General features: G+C 44.6%; 13 protein-coding genes, 2 tRNA genes and 1 pseudogene. 2 read left to right on the forward strand and 14 right to left on the reverse strand.

Annotated elements, in window-relative coordinates:
* Window positions 1–306: 306 nt before the first annotated feature.
* From rpsO to rlmE, 13 genes and pseudogenes are all read right to left on the reverse strand, one after another.
* Window positions 307–576: a 30S ribosomal protein S15 gene (gene rpsO / locus OCU77_RS14060; RefSeq protein ID WP_048898018.1), complete on the reverse strand. Its 270-nt coding sequence runs from the start codon at window positions 574–576 to the stop codon at window positions 307–309.
* Window positions 577–738: 162 nt separating this feature from the next.
* Window positions 739–1686, reverse strand: a complete 948-nt coding sequence (gene truB, locus OCU77_RS14065) for a tRNA pseudouridine(55) synthase TruB (protein ID WP_048898017.1) — start codon at window positions 1684–1686, stop codon at window positions 739–741.
* Between the two features lie 3 nt (window positions 1687–1689).
* Window positions 1690–2094, reverse strand: coding sequence for a 30S ribosome-binding factor RbfA (rbfA, locus tag OCU77_RS14070; protein WP_048898016.1), 405 nt, complete (start codon window positions 2092–2094; stop codon window positions 1690–1692).
* A gap of 112 nt (window positions 2095–2206) precedes the next feature.
* Complete coding sequence (infB, locus tag OCU77_RS14075) at window positions 2207–4948, reverse strand: translation initiation factor IF-2 (protein WP_107302790.1); 2742 nt, start codon at window positions 4946–4948, stop codon at window positions 2207–2209.
* A 25-nt stretch (window positions 4949–4973) separates the two neighbouring features.
* On the reverse strand, window positions 4974–6461 hold the full coding sequence (gene nusA, locus OCU77_RS14080) for a transcription termination factor NusA (protein WP_048898015.1): 1488 nt from the start codon (window positions 6459–6461) through the stop codon (window positions 4974–4976).
* A gap of 22 nt (window positions 6462–6483) precedes the next feature.
* Window positions 6484–6939, reverse strand: a complete 456-nt coding sequence (rimP, locus tag OCU77_RS14085; RefSeq protein WP_048898213.1) for a ribosome maturation factor RimP — start codon at window positions 6937–6939, stop codon at window positions 6484–6486.
* 173 nt (window positions 6940–7112) lie between these two features.
* Window positions 7113–7189: transfer RNA gene (locus tag OCU77_RS14090), tRNA-Met, on the reverse strand.
* 58 nt (window positions 7190–7247) lie between these two features.
* Window positions 7248–7332 (reverse strand) — tRNA-Leu (locus OCU77_RS14095).
* A gap of 11 nt (window positions 7333–7343) precedes the next feature.
* Entirely contained in the window at window positions 7344–7676 is a 333-nt protein-coding gene (gene secG / locus OCU77_RS14100) for a preprotein translocase subunit SecG (protein WP_048898014.1), read from the reverse strand.
* A 254-nt stretch (window positions 7677–7930) separates the two neighbouring features.
* The gene (gene glmM, locus OCU77_RS14105; RefSeq protein ID WP_048898013.1) at window positions 7931–9268 is read right to left on the reverse strand and encodes a phosphoglucosamine mutase; all 1338 of its coding nucleotides are present in this window, start codon (window positions 9266–9268) and stop codon (window positions 7931–7933) included.
* A gap of 10 nt (window positions 9269–9278) precedes the next feature.
* Window positions 9279–10118 carry a dihydropteroate synthase gene (folP, locus tag OCU77_RS14110; RefSeq protein ID WP_048898012.1) on the reverse strand — a complete coding sequence of 280 codons (840 nt, stop codon included), beginning with the start codon at window positions 10116–10118 and terminating at the stop codon, window positions 9279–9281.
* 93 nt (window positions 10119–10211) lie between these two features.
* Entirely contained in the window at window positions 10212–12173 is a 1962-nt protein-coding gene (gene ftsH / locus OCU77_RS14115; protein WP_162845623.1) for an ATP-dependent zinc metalloprotease FtsH, read from the reverse strand.
* A 49-nt stretch (window positions 12174–12222) separates the two neighbouring features.
* A pseudogene (gene rlmE, locus OCU77_RS14120) lies at window positions 12223–12814 on the reverse strand (23S rRNA (uridine(2552)-2'-O)-methyltransferase RlmE).
* Between the two features lie 178 nt (window positions 12815–12992).
* Between rlmE and yhbY the strand changes: the two are divergent.
* Window positions 12993–13289, forward strand: a complete 297-nt coding sequence (gene yhbY, locus OCU77_RS14125) for a ribosome assembly RNA-binding protein YhbY (RefSeq protein WP_048898011.1) — start codon at window positions 12993–12995, stop codon at window positions 13287–13289.
* 97 nt (window positions 13290–13386) lie between these two features.
* Here yhbY and greA read toward each other — a convergent pair whose 3' ends face one another.
* Complete coding sequence (gene greA / locus OCU77_RS14130; RefSeq protein WP_048898010.1) at window positions 13387–13860, reverse strand: transcription elongation factor GreA; 474 nt, start codon at window positions 13858–13860, stop codon at window positions 13387–13389.
* Window positions 13861–14352: 492 nt separating this feature from the next.
* Here greA and OCU77_RS14135 point away from each other — a divergent pair, with 492 nt between their 5' ends.
* Window positions 14353–15336, forward strand: coding sequence for a porin (locus OCU77_RS14135; protein ID WP_048898009.1), 984 nt, complete (start codon window positions 14353–14355; stop codon window positions 15334–15336).
* Window positions 15337–15409: the final 73 nt, after the last annotated feature.

A 15409-nucleotide genomic window follows, 5' to 3' on the forward strand; every position in this document is an offset into this window, starting at 1 on the left:
GAAACCCACTTTACGATAATTTCACGTATCGCGACTAATGACAGTTCTCTTTAACCTTGCTACACAACGTTTTGCTTTTGTGCACCGAAAAGAGCTGTTATTAGCCGCGACCTAATGGTCGACGAAAACGACCGCGTTATTACTGTAAAGTTAGGAATATGAGTTTCTTATGCCGTGTCACTTAAACACACTAAGAAAGAACCAAATGTAAGACAACAAGTCAGCACTTTCGTTGCAATTGAGGAAGTGATAAACAAAGAAACATAAAAAGAAAGGAGCCAATAGGCTCCTTTCTGATAAGCAATCTTAGCGACGTAGGCCTAGACGCTTGATTAGGTCTTGGTAACGATCTAGGTTTTTACCTTTTAGGTAATCTAGAAGTTTACGACGACGAGAAACCATACGTAGTAGACCGCGACGGCTGTGGTGATCGTGTTTGTGATCAGCAAAGTGGCCTTGCAGGTGGTTGATTTGCGCTGTTAGAAGAGCAACTTGAACCTCTGGAGAACCAGTGTCGTTTTCACATTGTGCGTATTCAGCAACGATTGCTGCTTTAGTTTCTGCATTCAGAGACATAACTTTATCCTAATACATTAAATTTAAAATTTGTGCAGCCAATCTCTGATTCAGCCGCACCCAAGCCGCGGATTATACGTGGCAGCTTTACCGACTACAAGCAAAAAGAGCGACTACCTAAGTAATCGCTCTTTTATCTATCTTTAGGGGTAACAACGGGCCTTATTCTGCCTGCTGATTCGCCATAACACGCTTTGGTGCTAGCATGCCATCAGCATCGATGACACCGACACCAACGAATTCACGTGCTTCACCGACAGTAATACGAACAATCGTACCTTCAGCTGGCACTGTACCTGCTTGGACTGGGTTACCATTCAGAATATAAACCGCCAACGCTGGGGTTATATTCACTTCCGGTAAATCTTGTACTGCGGTATCCGTTGGCAACAACAAAGGATCAAGTAAATCACCCGGTGAGATATCTTGCTCTTTTGCCTGATCAAGCAAGGCTTGCAGTTGCTCAAGCGTCACGATGCGCTCCATCGGATACTTAGCAACACCAGTACGGCGAAGGTAAGTTACGTGGGCACCACAACCCAGCATCTCTCCAAGGTCATCCACAATCGTACGGATGTAGGTACCTTTTGAGACGTGTAATTCCATCTCAACTTCATTATCGCTAAAGCGCAGCAAATCCACCGAATACACAGTGATTTTGCGTGACTCACGCGGCACTTCAATACCTTCACGCGCATACTCGTAAAGTTTACGGCCTTGGTATTTCAATGCTGAGTACATAGATGGAATTTGATCAGTTGTACCGCGGAACTTAGCAATACAGCGTTCAAGCTGGCCACGATCCACTTTCACTTCACGCGTTTGTACCACTTCACCATCAGAGTCTGAGGTATCAGTGCGCTCACCTAATTTAGCAATCACGCGATAGCGCTTGTCTGAATCAAGTAAGAATTGCGAGAACTTGGTCGCCTCACCAAAGCAGATTGGCAGCATGCCTGTTGCTAGAGGATCAAGCGCACCTGTGTGACCCGCCTTTTGCGCGAAGAAGATACGTTTTACTTTTTGTAGCGTGTCATTGGAAGAAATACCCGTTGGCTTGTCGAGTAAAATAACTCCATCAATAGGACGACCTTTACGACGACGTGCCATAGATTATTCCTCGCCCTTTTCTGCGCTGTTTTCGTCGTCTACGTGACGTTCTTCATCATCTCGTACCGCTTGCGATACTAGGTTAGAAATGCGCATACCTTCAGTTAGCGACTGGTCATAGATAAACGTCAATTCTGGCGTTACACGTAGACGGATTTGCTTACCAAGTAGTGAACGAATGTATGGTGCCATTTCACGTAGAACTTCAAGGCTGCCTTCTGGTGTTTGTTCACCAATCGTCAGAAAAGTTACATAAATCTTTGCGTAACCCATATCGCGTGACACATCGACACTTGAAATGGTTGTCATACCAATGCGTGGATCTTTTAGTTCACGCTGTAGGATAACCGCCAGCTCTTTTTGTAGCTGCTGCGCTACACGCTGGGTACGGCTGAATTCTTTTGCCATATTTGCTATCTCTCGTTAAAAGAGGACTCTTTTTTGCGAAGAATGCTCTGTTGAAAGAATGGGGAGCCGAAGCTCCCCATTGGAATATTTTTAAAAATCAACAACCTGACAATTAGTCAAGTGTACGTTGAATTTCAACAATCTCGAATACTTCGATTTGGTCACCAACGCGAACATCATTGTAGTTCTTAACGCCGATACCACATTCGTAGCCGTTCTTAACTTCGTTAACGTCATCTTTGAAACGACGAAGTGATTCTAGCTCACCTTCGTAGATAACAACGTTATCACGTAGAACGCGGATAGGGTTATTACGCTTGATGATACCTTCAGTAACCATAGAACCAGCGATTGCGCCGATCTTAGGTGACTTAAATACATCACGTACTTCAGCAAGACCGATGATTTCCTGTTTGAATTCAGGAGCCAGCATGCCGCCCATTGCTGCTTTAACTTCGTCAATCAATTGGTAAATGATTGAGTAGTAACGTAGGTCTAGGTTTTCATTCTCGATCATACGACGCGCAGGAACATCAGCACGTACGTTGAAACCAAGGATGATAGCGTTAGATGCTGCTGCAAGTACTGCATCAGTTTCTGTGATACCACCAACACCAGAACCAACAACGTTCACTTTAACTTCGTCAGTAGACAGTTTCAGTAGTGAATCAGCGATTGCTTCGATAGAACCTTGTACGTCAGCTTTCAGTACTACGTTCAGTTCAGCAACATCACCAGCAGTCATGTTAGAGAACATGTTCTCTAGTTTCGCTTTTTGTTGACGTGCTAGTTTAACATCACGGAATTTACCTTGACGGTAAAGTGCAACTTCACGTGCTTTACGCTCATCACGTACAACAGTCGCTTCATCACCCGATGCAGGAACACCTGAAAGACCTAGGATCTCAACTGGGATAGAAGGACCCGCAGATTCGATATCTTTACCTAGTTCATCACGCATTGCACGAACACGGCCATGCTCTAGACCACAAAGAACGATGTCGCCCTTACGTAGCGTACCAGATTGAACAAGGATAGTTGCAACTGGACCACGGCCTTTATCTAGACGTGATTCAACAACAACACCGCTTGCCATGCCTTCTTCAACCGCTTTCAGTTCAAGAACTTCAGATTGCAGTAGGATAGCTTCTAGAAGACCATCAATGTTAGTACCTTGTTTCGCAGAGATGTGAACAAACATGTTCTCACCACCCCACTCTTCAGGGATAACATCGTACTGTGCCAGTTCGTTCTTCACGTTATCTGGGTTAGCATCTTCTTTATCGATCTTGTTCACAGCAACAATCAGAGGTACACCTGCCGCTTTAGCGTGCTGGATAGCTTCGATTGTTTGTGGCATTACGCCATCATCCGCTGCAACAACTAGAACAACGATATCTGTCGCTTGAGCACCACGAGCACGCATTGCAGTAAACGCTGCGTGTCCAGGAGTATCAAGGAAAGTGATCATACCGTTTTCAGTTTCTACGTGGTATGCACCGATGTGCTGTGTAATACCGCCCGCTTCGCCAGAGGCAACGTGCGCTTTACGAATGTAATCCAGTGTTGATGTTTTACCGTGGTCAACGTGACCCATGATAGTAACAACTGGAGCACGAGAAACAGCTTCTGCCGTCTCTTCACGATCAGACATTAGTGATTCTTCAAGCTCATTCTCTTTACGAAGAATAACCTTGTGACCCATTTCTTCTGCAACAAGCTGTGCAGTTTCTTGGTCGATAACTTGGTTGATTGTTACCATTGCGCCCATCTTCATCATTACTTTGATGATTTCAGTCGCTTTTACTGACATTTTACTTGCCAGTTCAGATACAACAATCGTCTCACCAACAACAACGTCAGATTTTGCTACAGTTGCAGACTTATCGAAGCCTTGTTGCATTGACGTTGGTGCATTAACTTGTGGTTTACCACGACCGCCACGACCACCGCGTTGGTTACGACCACCGCGACCTTTATTACGGTCATCAGCTTTAGCTGCTGGCTTCTTCTTCTTACGACGACCGCCTTCTTCTTTACGGTCTGCTTCATCTTCCGCAGCACGAGCGTGAGTAGACGTCGTTACGTGGTAATCTGTTTTTTCCATATTTGCTGTTGCCTGATCAGGTTTTGACCAGTTTTTTTCGTTTTGTTCTGCCATCTTGCGTGCCTCTTCTAGCTGACGCTGACTATCTTCTTCGGCTTTACGCTTGGCTTCCTCTTCCCGGCGACGTTGTAGCGACTCAGCTTCTTTCTTAGCCTGTTCATCAGCGGCGGCGCGTTTAGCTTTCTCTTCAGCCTTACGCTTAACCTCGGCATCACTTTCGACCTTACCCTTGGTCTCTTGTGCTGCCTCTTCTTCTGCCTCACGCTTTGCCTTTTCTTCAGCTAAACGCTTCTCTTCAGCATCACGCTTCGCTTTTTCTTCAGCGTCACGTTTTGCTTGCTCTTCTGCTTGGCGTTGGGCTTGTTCTTCAGCCTGTCGCTTCGCTGCTTCTTCCGCTTCGCGGTTAGCAGCATCTTCAGCGGCACGCTGCTCTTCTTCAAGAGCAGAACGTTTTACAAAGGTGCGTTTTTTACGTACCTCAACCTGAACATTTTTGTTCTTACCACCCGTACCAGACACACTGAGTGTGCTACGAGTCTTGCGTTGCAAAGTTAAGCGATTTGGAGCGGCATCGTCACCACTTCCGCCGTGTTCCTTTTTAAGGTGCGAAAGTAGATCCTGTTTTTCATTTTGATTAACACTATCTTCAGCTTTCTTGCTGATACCAGCGTCGGCAAACTGTTGAAGCAGTCGATCGATTGATGTACCAATCTCATCGGCTAATGCTTTAACTGTAACCTCTGACATGTTGCGCCTCCCTTGCTAGTAAGTTTTAAACTTCGTCGCTGAACCAACAGATATTACGAGCAGCCATAATTAGCTCACCCGCTTTAACTTCGTCCAGACCTTCGATATCAAGCAAATCGTCTGTACCTTGGTCAGCTAGGTCTTCCAGTGTAATTACACCTTTAGCCGCTAACTTGAATGCCATTTCACGTTCAAGGCTTTCAAGGCCTAAAAGGTCTTCTGCTGGTTCTACACCATCTAAAGACTCTTCTTGTGCAAGAGCAAGTGTTGTAAGTGCTTCTTTCGCACGACCACGTAGAACTTCAACTGTTTCTTCGTCTAGGCCATCAACCTCTAGTAGCTCGCTTACTGGTACGTAAGCAATTTCTTCTAGTGTGGTGAAACCTTCTTCTACAAGAACGGTTGCAAAGTCAGCGTCGATATCAAGGTGCTTAGTGAAAGCGTCAATTGACTCTTGTGCTTCTTCTTGGTGTTTCTTCTGTAGATCAGCAACAGTCATCACGTTTAGTTCCCAACCAGTTAGTTGAGATGCTAGACGTACGTTTTGACCGCTACGACCGATCGCTTGAGCTAGGTTATCCTGCTCAACCGCAATGTCCATTGTATGGTTATCTTCATCAACGATGATAGAGCTAACTTCCGCAGGTGCCATCGCATTGATCACGTATTGAGCAGGGTTTTCATCCCACAGAACGATATCGATACGCTCACCAGCAAGTTCACTAGAAACCGCTTGAACACGTGCGCCACGCATACCAACACACGCACCCACTGGGTCAATACGCTTGTCGTTAGTTTTAACAGCGATTTTTGCACGAGAACCAGGATCGCGTGCTGCGCCCATTAGCTCAATCACTTCTTCTGCGATTTCTGGTACTTCAATACGGAACAGTTCAGACAGCATCTCTGGCTTAGAGCGTGTCATGAACAGTTGGAAACCGCGTGCTTCAGGACGTACTGCGTACAGTAGCGCACGCACACGGTCACCAGAGCGGAAGTTTTCACGTGGAAGTTGGTCTTCACGTTGGATAACAGCTTCTGCATTGTTACCAAGGTCAACGATCACTGCGTCACGGTTAACTTTCTTAACAACACCAGTAATCAGTTCGCCTTCGTTATCTACGAATTGCTCAACGATTTGTGCGCGCTCAGCTTCACGTACTTTTTGTACGATAACTTGCTTCGCCGTTTGGGTCGTAATACGGTCAAACGTTACAGATTCAATTTGATCTTCCACGTAACCGTCTAATTCGATAGTTTCATCATCGAATTGCGCAGCTTCTAAAGTGATCTCTAGCGTAGGCTGAGTCACTTCTTCTACAGCTTTCCAGCGACGGAACGTTTCGAATTCGCCTGTTTTACGGTCGATTTCTACACGAACTTCAATTTCAGCTTCATGTTTTTTCTTTGTTGCTGTCGCCAATGCGATTTCAAGCGCTTCAAAGATACGCTCACGAGGAACAGCTTTTTCGTTGGATACCGCTTCTACGACAGCCAAGATTTCTTTGTTCATTTCTAATGCCCCAATTTAGCGGTTAGAATTTTGGAACCAGGTTGGCCTTGGAAATATTGCTTAGTGCAAACGTTTCATCATTGCCATCTACTTTAAGAGTGACTAATTCACCTTCAACAGAAATGATGTCACCTTTCCACTTGCGACGGTTACCCATCGCCATCTTCAATACCAGGCTGACCTCGTGGCCAATAAATTGTTGGTAATGTGCAACTTTAAAAAGCGGCCTTTCCATCCCAGGGGAAGACACTTCTAAGTTGTAAGCGACAGTAATAGGATCTTCTACATCCATTACTGCGCTGATCTGACGGCTAACTTCCGCACAGTCCTCTACAAATATGCCGTTTTCATGATCAATGAAAACACGTAATGTAGAATGCTCACCAGCTCGAATAAACTCCAAGCCAACAAGCTCATAGCCCAAAGCAACAACTGGTGCTTCAAGCAATTCGGTTAATTGCATCTCTAAAGCTGTCAAAACAACCCCCCGGAAACAAAAAAAGGGCATAAAGCCCAGTAAATACCTGAATGGTCATGTTTCAGATAATAAAAAACCCCGAATACGGGGTTTTTTATTACTGGACCCTGATATCACAGCAGTACTGTGATAGAAAAACAACCTTTCGTAAGAATAGTTGATTTTCGGAAAAGTGGTTGCGGGAGCTGGATTTGAACCAACGACCTTCGGGTTATGAGCCCGACGAGCTACCAAGCTGCTCCATCCCGCGTCCGAATCTGAGGGCGATTATACGCGTCAGACGTTACTATTTCAAGTAACCAGAATAATGGTGCCGAGAAGGGGACTTGAACCCCTACACCTTGCGGCACTAGCACCTCATGCTAGCGTGTCTACCAATTTCACCATCTCGGCTAAATCTTTAATTACTGAGGAATATCGCTGTTTACAGGTGCATTCTCAGTTTTTTCAACAGCTTGTTCAGTTGCAGGAGCGCTTAGGTTTTCCCAACCACTTGTTTCTGCATGCTGTTTTGCGCTTAGGTTACCCAGTACAAGGCTAATAACGAAAAAGATCGTTGCACAAACTGCTGTCATTCGAGTTAAAAAGTTTCCAGAGCCGCCAGCGCCGAACAAAGTTCCTGAAGCACCAGCCCCGAATGAGGCTCCCATATCTGCGCCTTTACCTTGTTGAACCAAAACTAGGCCAATAACACCAAGCGCAGCCAACAGATAAATCACAAGTAGAATTTCGTACATGGGTTCCACCTATGTTTCCATTTGGATGTGCCAGCTTTGCTAAAGCAGTGCCAGCGCTCTCCCACATCAGGGAGCGGAGAAGATACTAGCGAATGCAGCCAAGACTGACAAGTAAAAAATGCGGATTTTCCATGATTAAGTATTACTTGGACAACAAATAAGCAAAATCAAGATTTAAAGCATAATACTTCATTGGGTGTTTCTGCAAACTATTACCCTGTTTACAGAAACACCAGCCGTTAACTTGTTAACCGTTAACAGTTTTCTTCTACAGCGCGAGCAATTTCTAATGCAGAAGCTTGCACTAATTCAGCATTTTCACCTTCAACCATTACGCGAATTAAAGGCTCTGTACCTGATTTACGCAATAAAACGCGACCAGCTTCACCCAGTTTAGCTTCCACCGCTTTGGTTGCAGCAATAACAGCGTCAGATTCCAGTGGGTTAGATTCACCTTTGAAGCGTACATTCTCTAGCACTTGTGGGAACATCGTCATGCCATCAGACAGCTCTTTAAGCGTCATTTTACTACCCACGATAGATGCCATTACTTGAAGGCCCGCCACAATGCCGTCACCCGTAGTCACTTTATCAAGCAAGATAACATGGCCTGAGTTTTCAGCACCGATCAACCAATCATGCTTTTTCAACTCTTCCATCACATAGCGGTCACCCACATTGGCGCGAACAAAAGGAATACCAAGGTTTTTAAGCGCGACTTCCATACCAAGGTTAGTCATTAGCGTACCAACCACACCGCCTTTTAGTTCGCCACGGCGTAGCGCATCACGGGCAATAATATAAGCAATTTGGTCGCCATCGACTTTATTACCTTCTTCGTCAACCATGATTACACGGTCACCATCACCATCAAGGGCAATACCAAAGTCCGCTTTTTCTTCTAGCACTTTAGCTTGTAGCGCGCGGATGTCTGTCGCACCAACTTCGTGGTTAATGTTAGTACCGTTAGGTTCACAACCTAAGGTGATCACTTCTGCGCCTAATTCTTTAAAGACAGCAGGGGCAATGTGATAAGTCGCACCGTGTGCGCAGTCTACGACGATTTTGTAGTTAGACAGGTCATACTTAGTTGGGAAAGTCCCTTTACAGAATTCGATGTAACGCCCCGCAGCATCGTTAATACGGTACGCTTTACCTAATTGTGCTGACTCAACACACGTTAATGGCTTATCTAATTCCGCTTCAATGGCCAATTCGATTTCATCTGGCAGTTTTGTGCCCTGCGCTGAAAAGAACTTGATACCGTTATCATAGTAAGGGTTATGCGATGCAGAGATCACAATACCCGCTTCTGCACGGAATGTACGGGTTAGGTATGCAACAGCTGGTGTTGGCATCGGACCTGTAAATGCCGCTTGCAAGCCAGCCGCAGCTAAGCCCGCTTCAAGTGCAGATTCAAGCATGTAGCCAGAAATACGCGTATCTTTACCAATAAGTACCTTTTTAGTACCTTGCTGAGACAATACACGACCAGCCGCCCAACCAAGCTTTAATACAAACTCTGGTGTGATTGCGCCTTCGCCTACAAGGCCTCGAATTCCATCGGTACCAAAATACTTACGTTCAGCCATTTTTTCGCTCCTAGCTTTGATTCATCTGCATTTTTGTCATTTGGCACACTTTAAGTACATCAACCGTTTCTTCAACATCGTGTACTCGAATGATTTGTGCACCTTTCATTGCGGCAATAGCGGCACACGCTAAGCTACCAGCAACGCATTCTGCAGGTTTTTTATCTAATAATTTAAAAACCATCGATTTACGCGACATGCCAACCAGCAAAGGTAAACCAAATTGGTGAAATTGTTCTAAATGGGCAAGCAATTGATAATTATGCTCAATTGTTTTACCAAAACCATACCCTGGGTCAAGCAACAGCTGTTCTTTCGCAATACCAGCCTGTTCACATGCCTGAATACGCTCAGCTAAAAAACGACTAACATCCGTTAGCAAGTTTTCATAGCTTGGTTGATGCTGCATTGTACGTGGTTGCCCCTGCATATGCATTAAGCAAACAGGCACATTTGCTGCTGCTGCAGCTGCTAGTGCACCAGGTTCTTGCAATGCACGCACATCATTAATTAAATCAGCCCCAGCATTAACGGCTGCTGTCATCACTTGCGCTTTACTGGTGTCGATTGAAACCCAGCAATCGAAACGTTGATGAATGGCTTCTATAACGGGAATAACTCGATCTAGCTCTTCCGCCAGAGACACATCTGCTGCACCGGGGCGCGTTGATTCGCCACCAATATCAATAATGCTGACACCAGCAGCAAGCATGCGCTCAACATGGCGCAACGCGTTATCAAATTGATTGAAGCGACCACCGTCTGAAAAGGAATCTGGTGTTACGTTTAAAATCCCCATTGCGTGGGAATAAGATAAATCGAGTGTTTTATCTTTATTTGTCAAAATCATCGGCTATCTTCCATTTCTACCAAGCTGGAAAGTCGGTATCCAGATAAACAAAAACCCCGAACAAGTCGGGGTTTTTAGGATCAACACTCAGCGTTATGCTTGAGGTTTATCATCTTCATTCGTTTTATGTGCAGGCTCATCCGCAACGTCTGATGTGTTGTCATCAGTTGTTGCTTCTGGCTGTGCTTCCGCTTTTGGTGCGTCATCTGATGCTTTTAATGTATCGTCAGTATCACCCCAGCCCTTAGGTGCTCGGATAACGGCTTTACGATCCATCAAGTCATCAATTTGGCCCGCATCAATCGTCTCATACTTCATCAACGCATCTTTCATTGCATGCATGATATCCATATTTTGCGATAGAATTTCACGAGCGCGCTCGTAGTTACGGTCAATGACAGCACGAACTTCGCTGTCGATAGCACGCGCAGTATCATCTGACATATGCTTAGTCTGCGTTACAGAACGACCAAGGAATACTTCACCTTCATCTTCTGCATACAGAATAGGACCCATTTTGTCAGAGAAGCCCCACTGAGTAACCATCTTGCGTGCAATATCAGTTGCGCGTTCAATATCGTTAGAAGCGCCAGTTGATACTTTATCTGCACCGTAGATCAACTCTTCAGCAAGACGACCGCCGTATAGGCTTGAAAGCATTGACTCAAGGAACTCACGCGAGTGGCTCACACGATCTTGCTCAGGCAAGTACATGGTCACACCCAACGCACGTCCACGTGGGATAATCGATACTTTGTACACTGGATCGTGATCCGGTACTAAACGACCAATAATCGCGTGACCTGCTTCGTGGTATGCCGTTGATTCTTTCTGCTCTTCAGACATCACCATAGATTTACGCTCTGCGCCCATCATGATTTTGTCTTTCGCCAGCTCAAACTCAACCATAGACACCACACGCTTGTTACCGCGCGCAGCAAATAGTGCGGCTTCGTTAACAAGGTTTGCTAGGTCTGCACCAGAGAAACCAGGTGTACCACGCGCAATTAGCGCAGGCTCAACATCATTCTCTAGCGGAACTTTACGCATGTGAACTTTAAGGATCTGCTCACGACCACGTACGTCTGGTAAACCAACCACAACCTGACGGTCGAAACGACCAGGACGAAGTAGCGCTGGGTCAAGAACGTCAGGACGGTTTGTTGCAGCGATAACGATGATACCTTCGTTACCTTCGAAACCATCCATCTCAACTAGCATTTGGTTTAGGGTTTGTTCACGTTCATCGTGACCACCACCTACACCCGCGCCACGTTGGCGACCCACGGCATCGATTTCATCGATGAAGATAATACAAGGTGCAGCTTTCTTCGCTTGTTCAAACATATCGCGAACACGGGATGCACCCACACCAACGAACATTTCAACAAAATCTGAACCAGAAATAGTAAAGAAAGGTACTTTCGCTTCACCCGCGATGGCTTTCGCCAATAGCGTTTTACCTGTACCAGGAGGACCAACCATCAAAACACCCGTTGGAATCTTACCGCCCAATTTCTGGAAACGGCTAGGATCACGTAGGTAATCCACCAACTCTTTCACGTCTTCTTTCGCTTCGTCACAACCTGCAACGTCAGCAAACGTGGTTTTGATTTGGTCTTCACTCATCATGCGTGCTTTTGATTTACCGAACGACATGGCACCTTTGCCACCACCGCCCTGCATCTGACGCATAAAGAATATCCAAACACCAATAAGTAGAAGCATAGGGAACCATGAGATGAAGATTGAAGCCAGTAGGCTTGGCTCTTCAGGTGGTGTACCCATTACTTTTACATTTGCGTTAATAAGGTCGTCTAACAGCTTCTGATCTTGATAAACAGGCAGGTACGTTAGGTATCGGGTGTTATCACGTTTGAAAACAGTGATTTCACGATCATTGAATCGCACTTCCCTAATCTGATCCTGACCGATTTCACGGACAAAGGTTGTATAGTCGACTTGACGGCCTGCATTATCCCCTGGACCGAAGCTCTGAAAAACAGACATCAGTACAACTGCGATAACTAGCCACAAGATCAAGTTTTTTGCCATGTCACTCAAGGTGTTAACCTCGCGATAACTAATAGATGAATGTAGACTACTACAGTTTGTAACCTGTAGCTACTATGTAGACTTCATGCGAGCGATCTCGCGATGAGTCAGGTTTCCGAATTTTGACCGCTTTGAACATGCTACGAACTTCAGCTAAATATTGGTCCAAGCCTTCACCTTGGAAAACTTTTACCGCAAACTGTCATTCGGCGCAAGTATCTGTCGACACATATCTAATGCTAGCTCAACAAGATACATAGCTCTAGGCTGATCGAATGCTAAGTTGCCACTCATGTTGAGTGCCATATCAGACATCACTCCATCAACCATATCAGGTTGAATAAGTTCTAACAGTGCATTAAGTACCGATTCTTCGCGAAAACACCTAGATAAGAAGCTCACATCAGGCATTGAATTCATTGGCAAGGTATCCAAGCAATCACTTACTCACTACCGCCAACAATTTCAGCTGCATACTGTGACCAACCACCTAGTTCTGCGCTAAGTTCGACAACTATCATGCCTTGTCTGTCTCAGCAGTTTATCTTTGTTTTGAATATTTCTATTTTGAAGGTTACACGGGAGCGATAGCCTTTCTTTTGTACTTCTTGAGCATCTCTACCATCAAAATGCTCTTTCAGCCAACGTCTGGAGCTATCAGGTTATTTTTTTCTACTCATGATTTACCTAACGAGTTTGGGTACTTATTAAGTATACATTGCGATTTAACCACGATGCATACTAAACAAATTAGTCTTCTCGACTAGATGGCGTTAGAATACCTCGTTTTCAACCCTAGTAATAAAAAATAGAGTCGTCATGAATCTAAGCACCAAACAAAAGCAGTTCCTAAAAGGCCTTGCTCACAACCTAAAACCAGTTGTACTTATGGGTGCAAACGGCTTAACAGAAGCCGTACTGGCAGAGATCGAGCTTGCGCTTGACCATCACGAATTAATTAAAGTGAAGGTTGCAACTGAAGATCGTGAAACTAAAGTATTGATCGTAGATGCAATTGTTCGTGAAACTAAAGCTGAAAAAGTTCAAGTAATTGGTAAAACTCTTGTTCTTTACCGCCAAAGCGAAGCGCGCAAAATCGAGCTTCCACGCAAATAAAAAAGGCCGCCGATGCGGCCTTTTTTGTTTTTACAACAAAACGAAAAAGTTACATTCTCTAACACATTAATAGCACGCGCCATTTCAATGTTGGTGATTAAATGTACTCAACTTTTTCGATTTCAAATTCTTTTTGACCACCCGGCGTAGAAATAACCACTTCATCGCCTTCTTCTTTACCAATCAAACCACGCGCAATTGGTGAGTTCACTGAGATACGACCCGCTTTAATATCGGCTTCGTCATCACCCACGATTTGGTAAGTCACTTCGTCGTCAGTTTCTACATCGATAAGGTGTACTGTTGTACCGAAAATCACTTTGCCTGTATTTGTCATCTTAGTGACATCAATAACCTGTGCAACAGACAGCTTATACTCGATATCACGGATTTGCGCTTCACAGATACCCTGCTCTTCACGTGCTGCGTGATATTCCGCATTTTCTTTTAGATCACCCAGCTCACGCGCTTCACCAATCGCTTGCGAAATAATAGGGCGACGCTTCATTAACACATCCAGTTCTTCACGCAGCTTCTTTTCGCCACGAACTGTCATTGGTACTTTATCCATTTCAACTTCCTCATGTCTTCATGCCACGCATTTCAGACAAATAAAAGCCACTCAGTAACGACCTGAGTGTCATTAATTCACAAAAGATTGTTGCTCATTTTAAACAAATATCATCGAGAGGTCACCTATTGCTGTGTCTTGATATCATTGTTCTTACTTTCAATAATCAAGCGCCACATATCTGATTAAACAACAAAATAATGCCGCAAAGGTCACATTTTGAACCACAAGAAAGCGAAAACAAACACAACAGAACACCTGCATTTTTCTAAAACATACTAAAACATACTTTTTAAGATGAACTTTTAATATCGACCCCAACCTACTGTTTTAGATACATAAAACCTAGTAACACATCAAACCAAGATGCACCAAAAATGTTTTTTTTAGCTTTTTTTACTAACACTGACTCCCTATTACCAGTAAAAAGAACGCCATGCATTTACACATTGAAGTGCATCAAATAAAAAAATATTTTAAAAGGATTCAGCAATGAACAAGAACCTGATTGCTCTAGCAGTAGCAGCAGCGACTCTTTCTGGTGCAGTACAAGCGGCAGAAGTATACTCAGACGAAACTTCAAGCCTAGCAATTGGCGGTCGTATCGAAGCACGTGGTGCTCTAAAAGACGGTAACGTTACTGACAACACTCGTACACGTGTAAACATTGGCGCTAAATCAGACATTACTGATTCTGTATACGGTCTTGGTTTCTTCGAGCGTGAATTCCGCGCTGGTACTGAAGTTGCAGGTGTTAAGGTTTCTCCAAACGATGAAAACCGTAAACTTTACGCTGGTATCGGCTCTGACTACGGTCAAGTTGTATACGGTAAAATCGACGGTTCTCTAGGCATGATCACTGACTTTACAGATATCATGGCTTACCACGGTAACGCTGCTGGTTCTAAAATCAACGCTGCTGACCGTGCTGACAACAGCCTTGCATACATCGGTTCTTTCGATAACCTAGTAGTTAAAGCTAACTACGTGTTTGACAATGGTTCAAACAAAGATGGTTACTCAGCTGGTGCAATGTACACACTAGACATGGGTCTTGGTTTCGGTGCGGGTTACGCACAACAAGATCAAGGTAAAGACATCACATCTGGTAAGGAAGTTGATGAGAAGCAAAAGCAAGCTTTCGCAGCTATCTCTTACACATATGGTGATATCTACGTTGCTGGTCTTTACCAAGATGCACGTAACACTGTAGCTGAGAAAGCTCGTGGTTACGAACTAGCAGCTAAATACACTATGGACAAGCTAGTATTCTCAGGTACTTTCAACTACCTTGAAAACCGTGATGCTAACGTTTCAGAAAAAGCAGTTAAGAACGAGTACGCGGTTGACGCAACTTACTACTTCACTAACAACTTCCGTACTTACGCGTCTTACAAACTAGACCAAGCTAAGACTGATGTTGCTGGCGAGCGTAACAAAGATGAGTTCGTTCTTGGTGCACGTTACGACTTCTAATCCCGTTTGGATTAAAAGCGCAATATGCTGATAAACGCAGACTTCGGTCTGCGTTTTTTTGTTTTACTCATCT

This window comes from Photobacterium swingsii, from assembly GCF_024346715.1.
Lineage (GTDB): Bacteria > Pseudomonadota > Gammaproteobacteria > Enterobacterales > Vibrionaceae > Photobacterium > Photobacterium swingsii.

Excerpts from the sequence above, each read along its gene's own strand:
- rpsO (WP_048898018.1), bottom strand. The coding sequence starts at position 576 with ATGTCTCTGAATGCAGAAACTAAAGCAGCAATCGTTGCTGAATACGCA.
- truB (WP_048898017.1), bottom strand. The coding sequence starts at position 1,686 with ATGGCACGTCGTCGTAAAGGTCGTCCTATTGATGGAGTTATTTTACTC.
- rbfA (WP_048898016.1), bottom strand. The coding sequence starts at position 2,094 with ATGGCAAAAGAATTCAGCCGTACCCAGCGTGTAGCGCAGCAGCTACAA.
- infB (WP_107302790.1), bottom strand. The coding sequence starts at position 4,948 with ATGTCAGAGGTTACAGTTAAAGCATTAGCCGATGAGATTGGTACATCA.
- nusA (WP_048898015.1), bottom strand. The coding sequence starts at position 6,461 with ATGAACAAAGAAATCTTGGCTGTCGTAGAAGCGGTATCCAACGAAAAA.
- secG (WP_048898014.1), bottom strand. The coding sequence starts at position 7,676 with ATGTACGAAATTCTACTTGTGATTTATCTGTTGGCTGCGCTTGGTGTT.
- glmM (WP_048898013.1), bottom strand. The coding sequence starts at position 9,268 with ATGGCTGAACGTAAGTATTTTGGTACCGATGGAATTCGAGGCCTTGTA.
- folP (WP_048898012.1), bottom strand. The coding sequence starts at position 10,118 with ATGATTTTGACAAATAAAGATAAAACACTCGATTTATCTTATTCCCAC.
- ftsH (WP_162845623.1), bottom strand. The coding sequence starts at position 12,173 with ATGGCAAAAAACTTGATCTTGTGGCTAGTTATCGCAGTTGTACTGATG.
- yhbY (WP_048898011.1), top strand. The coding sequence starts at position 12,993 with ATGAATCTAAGCACCAAACAAAAGCAGTTCCTAAAAGGCCTTGCTCAC.
- greA (WP_048898010.1), bottom strand. The coding sequence starts at position 13,860 with ATGGATAAAGTACCAATGACAGTTCGTGGCGAAAAGAAGCTGCGTGAA.
- OCU77_RS14135 (WP_048898009.1), top strand. The coding sequence starts at position 14,353 with ATGAACAAGAACCTGATTGCTCTAGCAGTAGCAGCAGCGACTCTTTCT.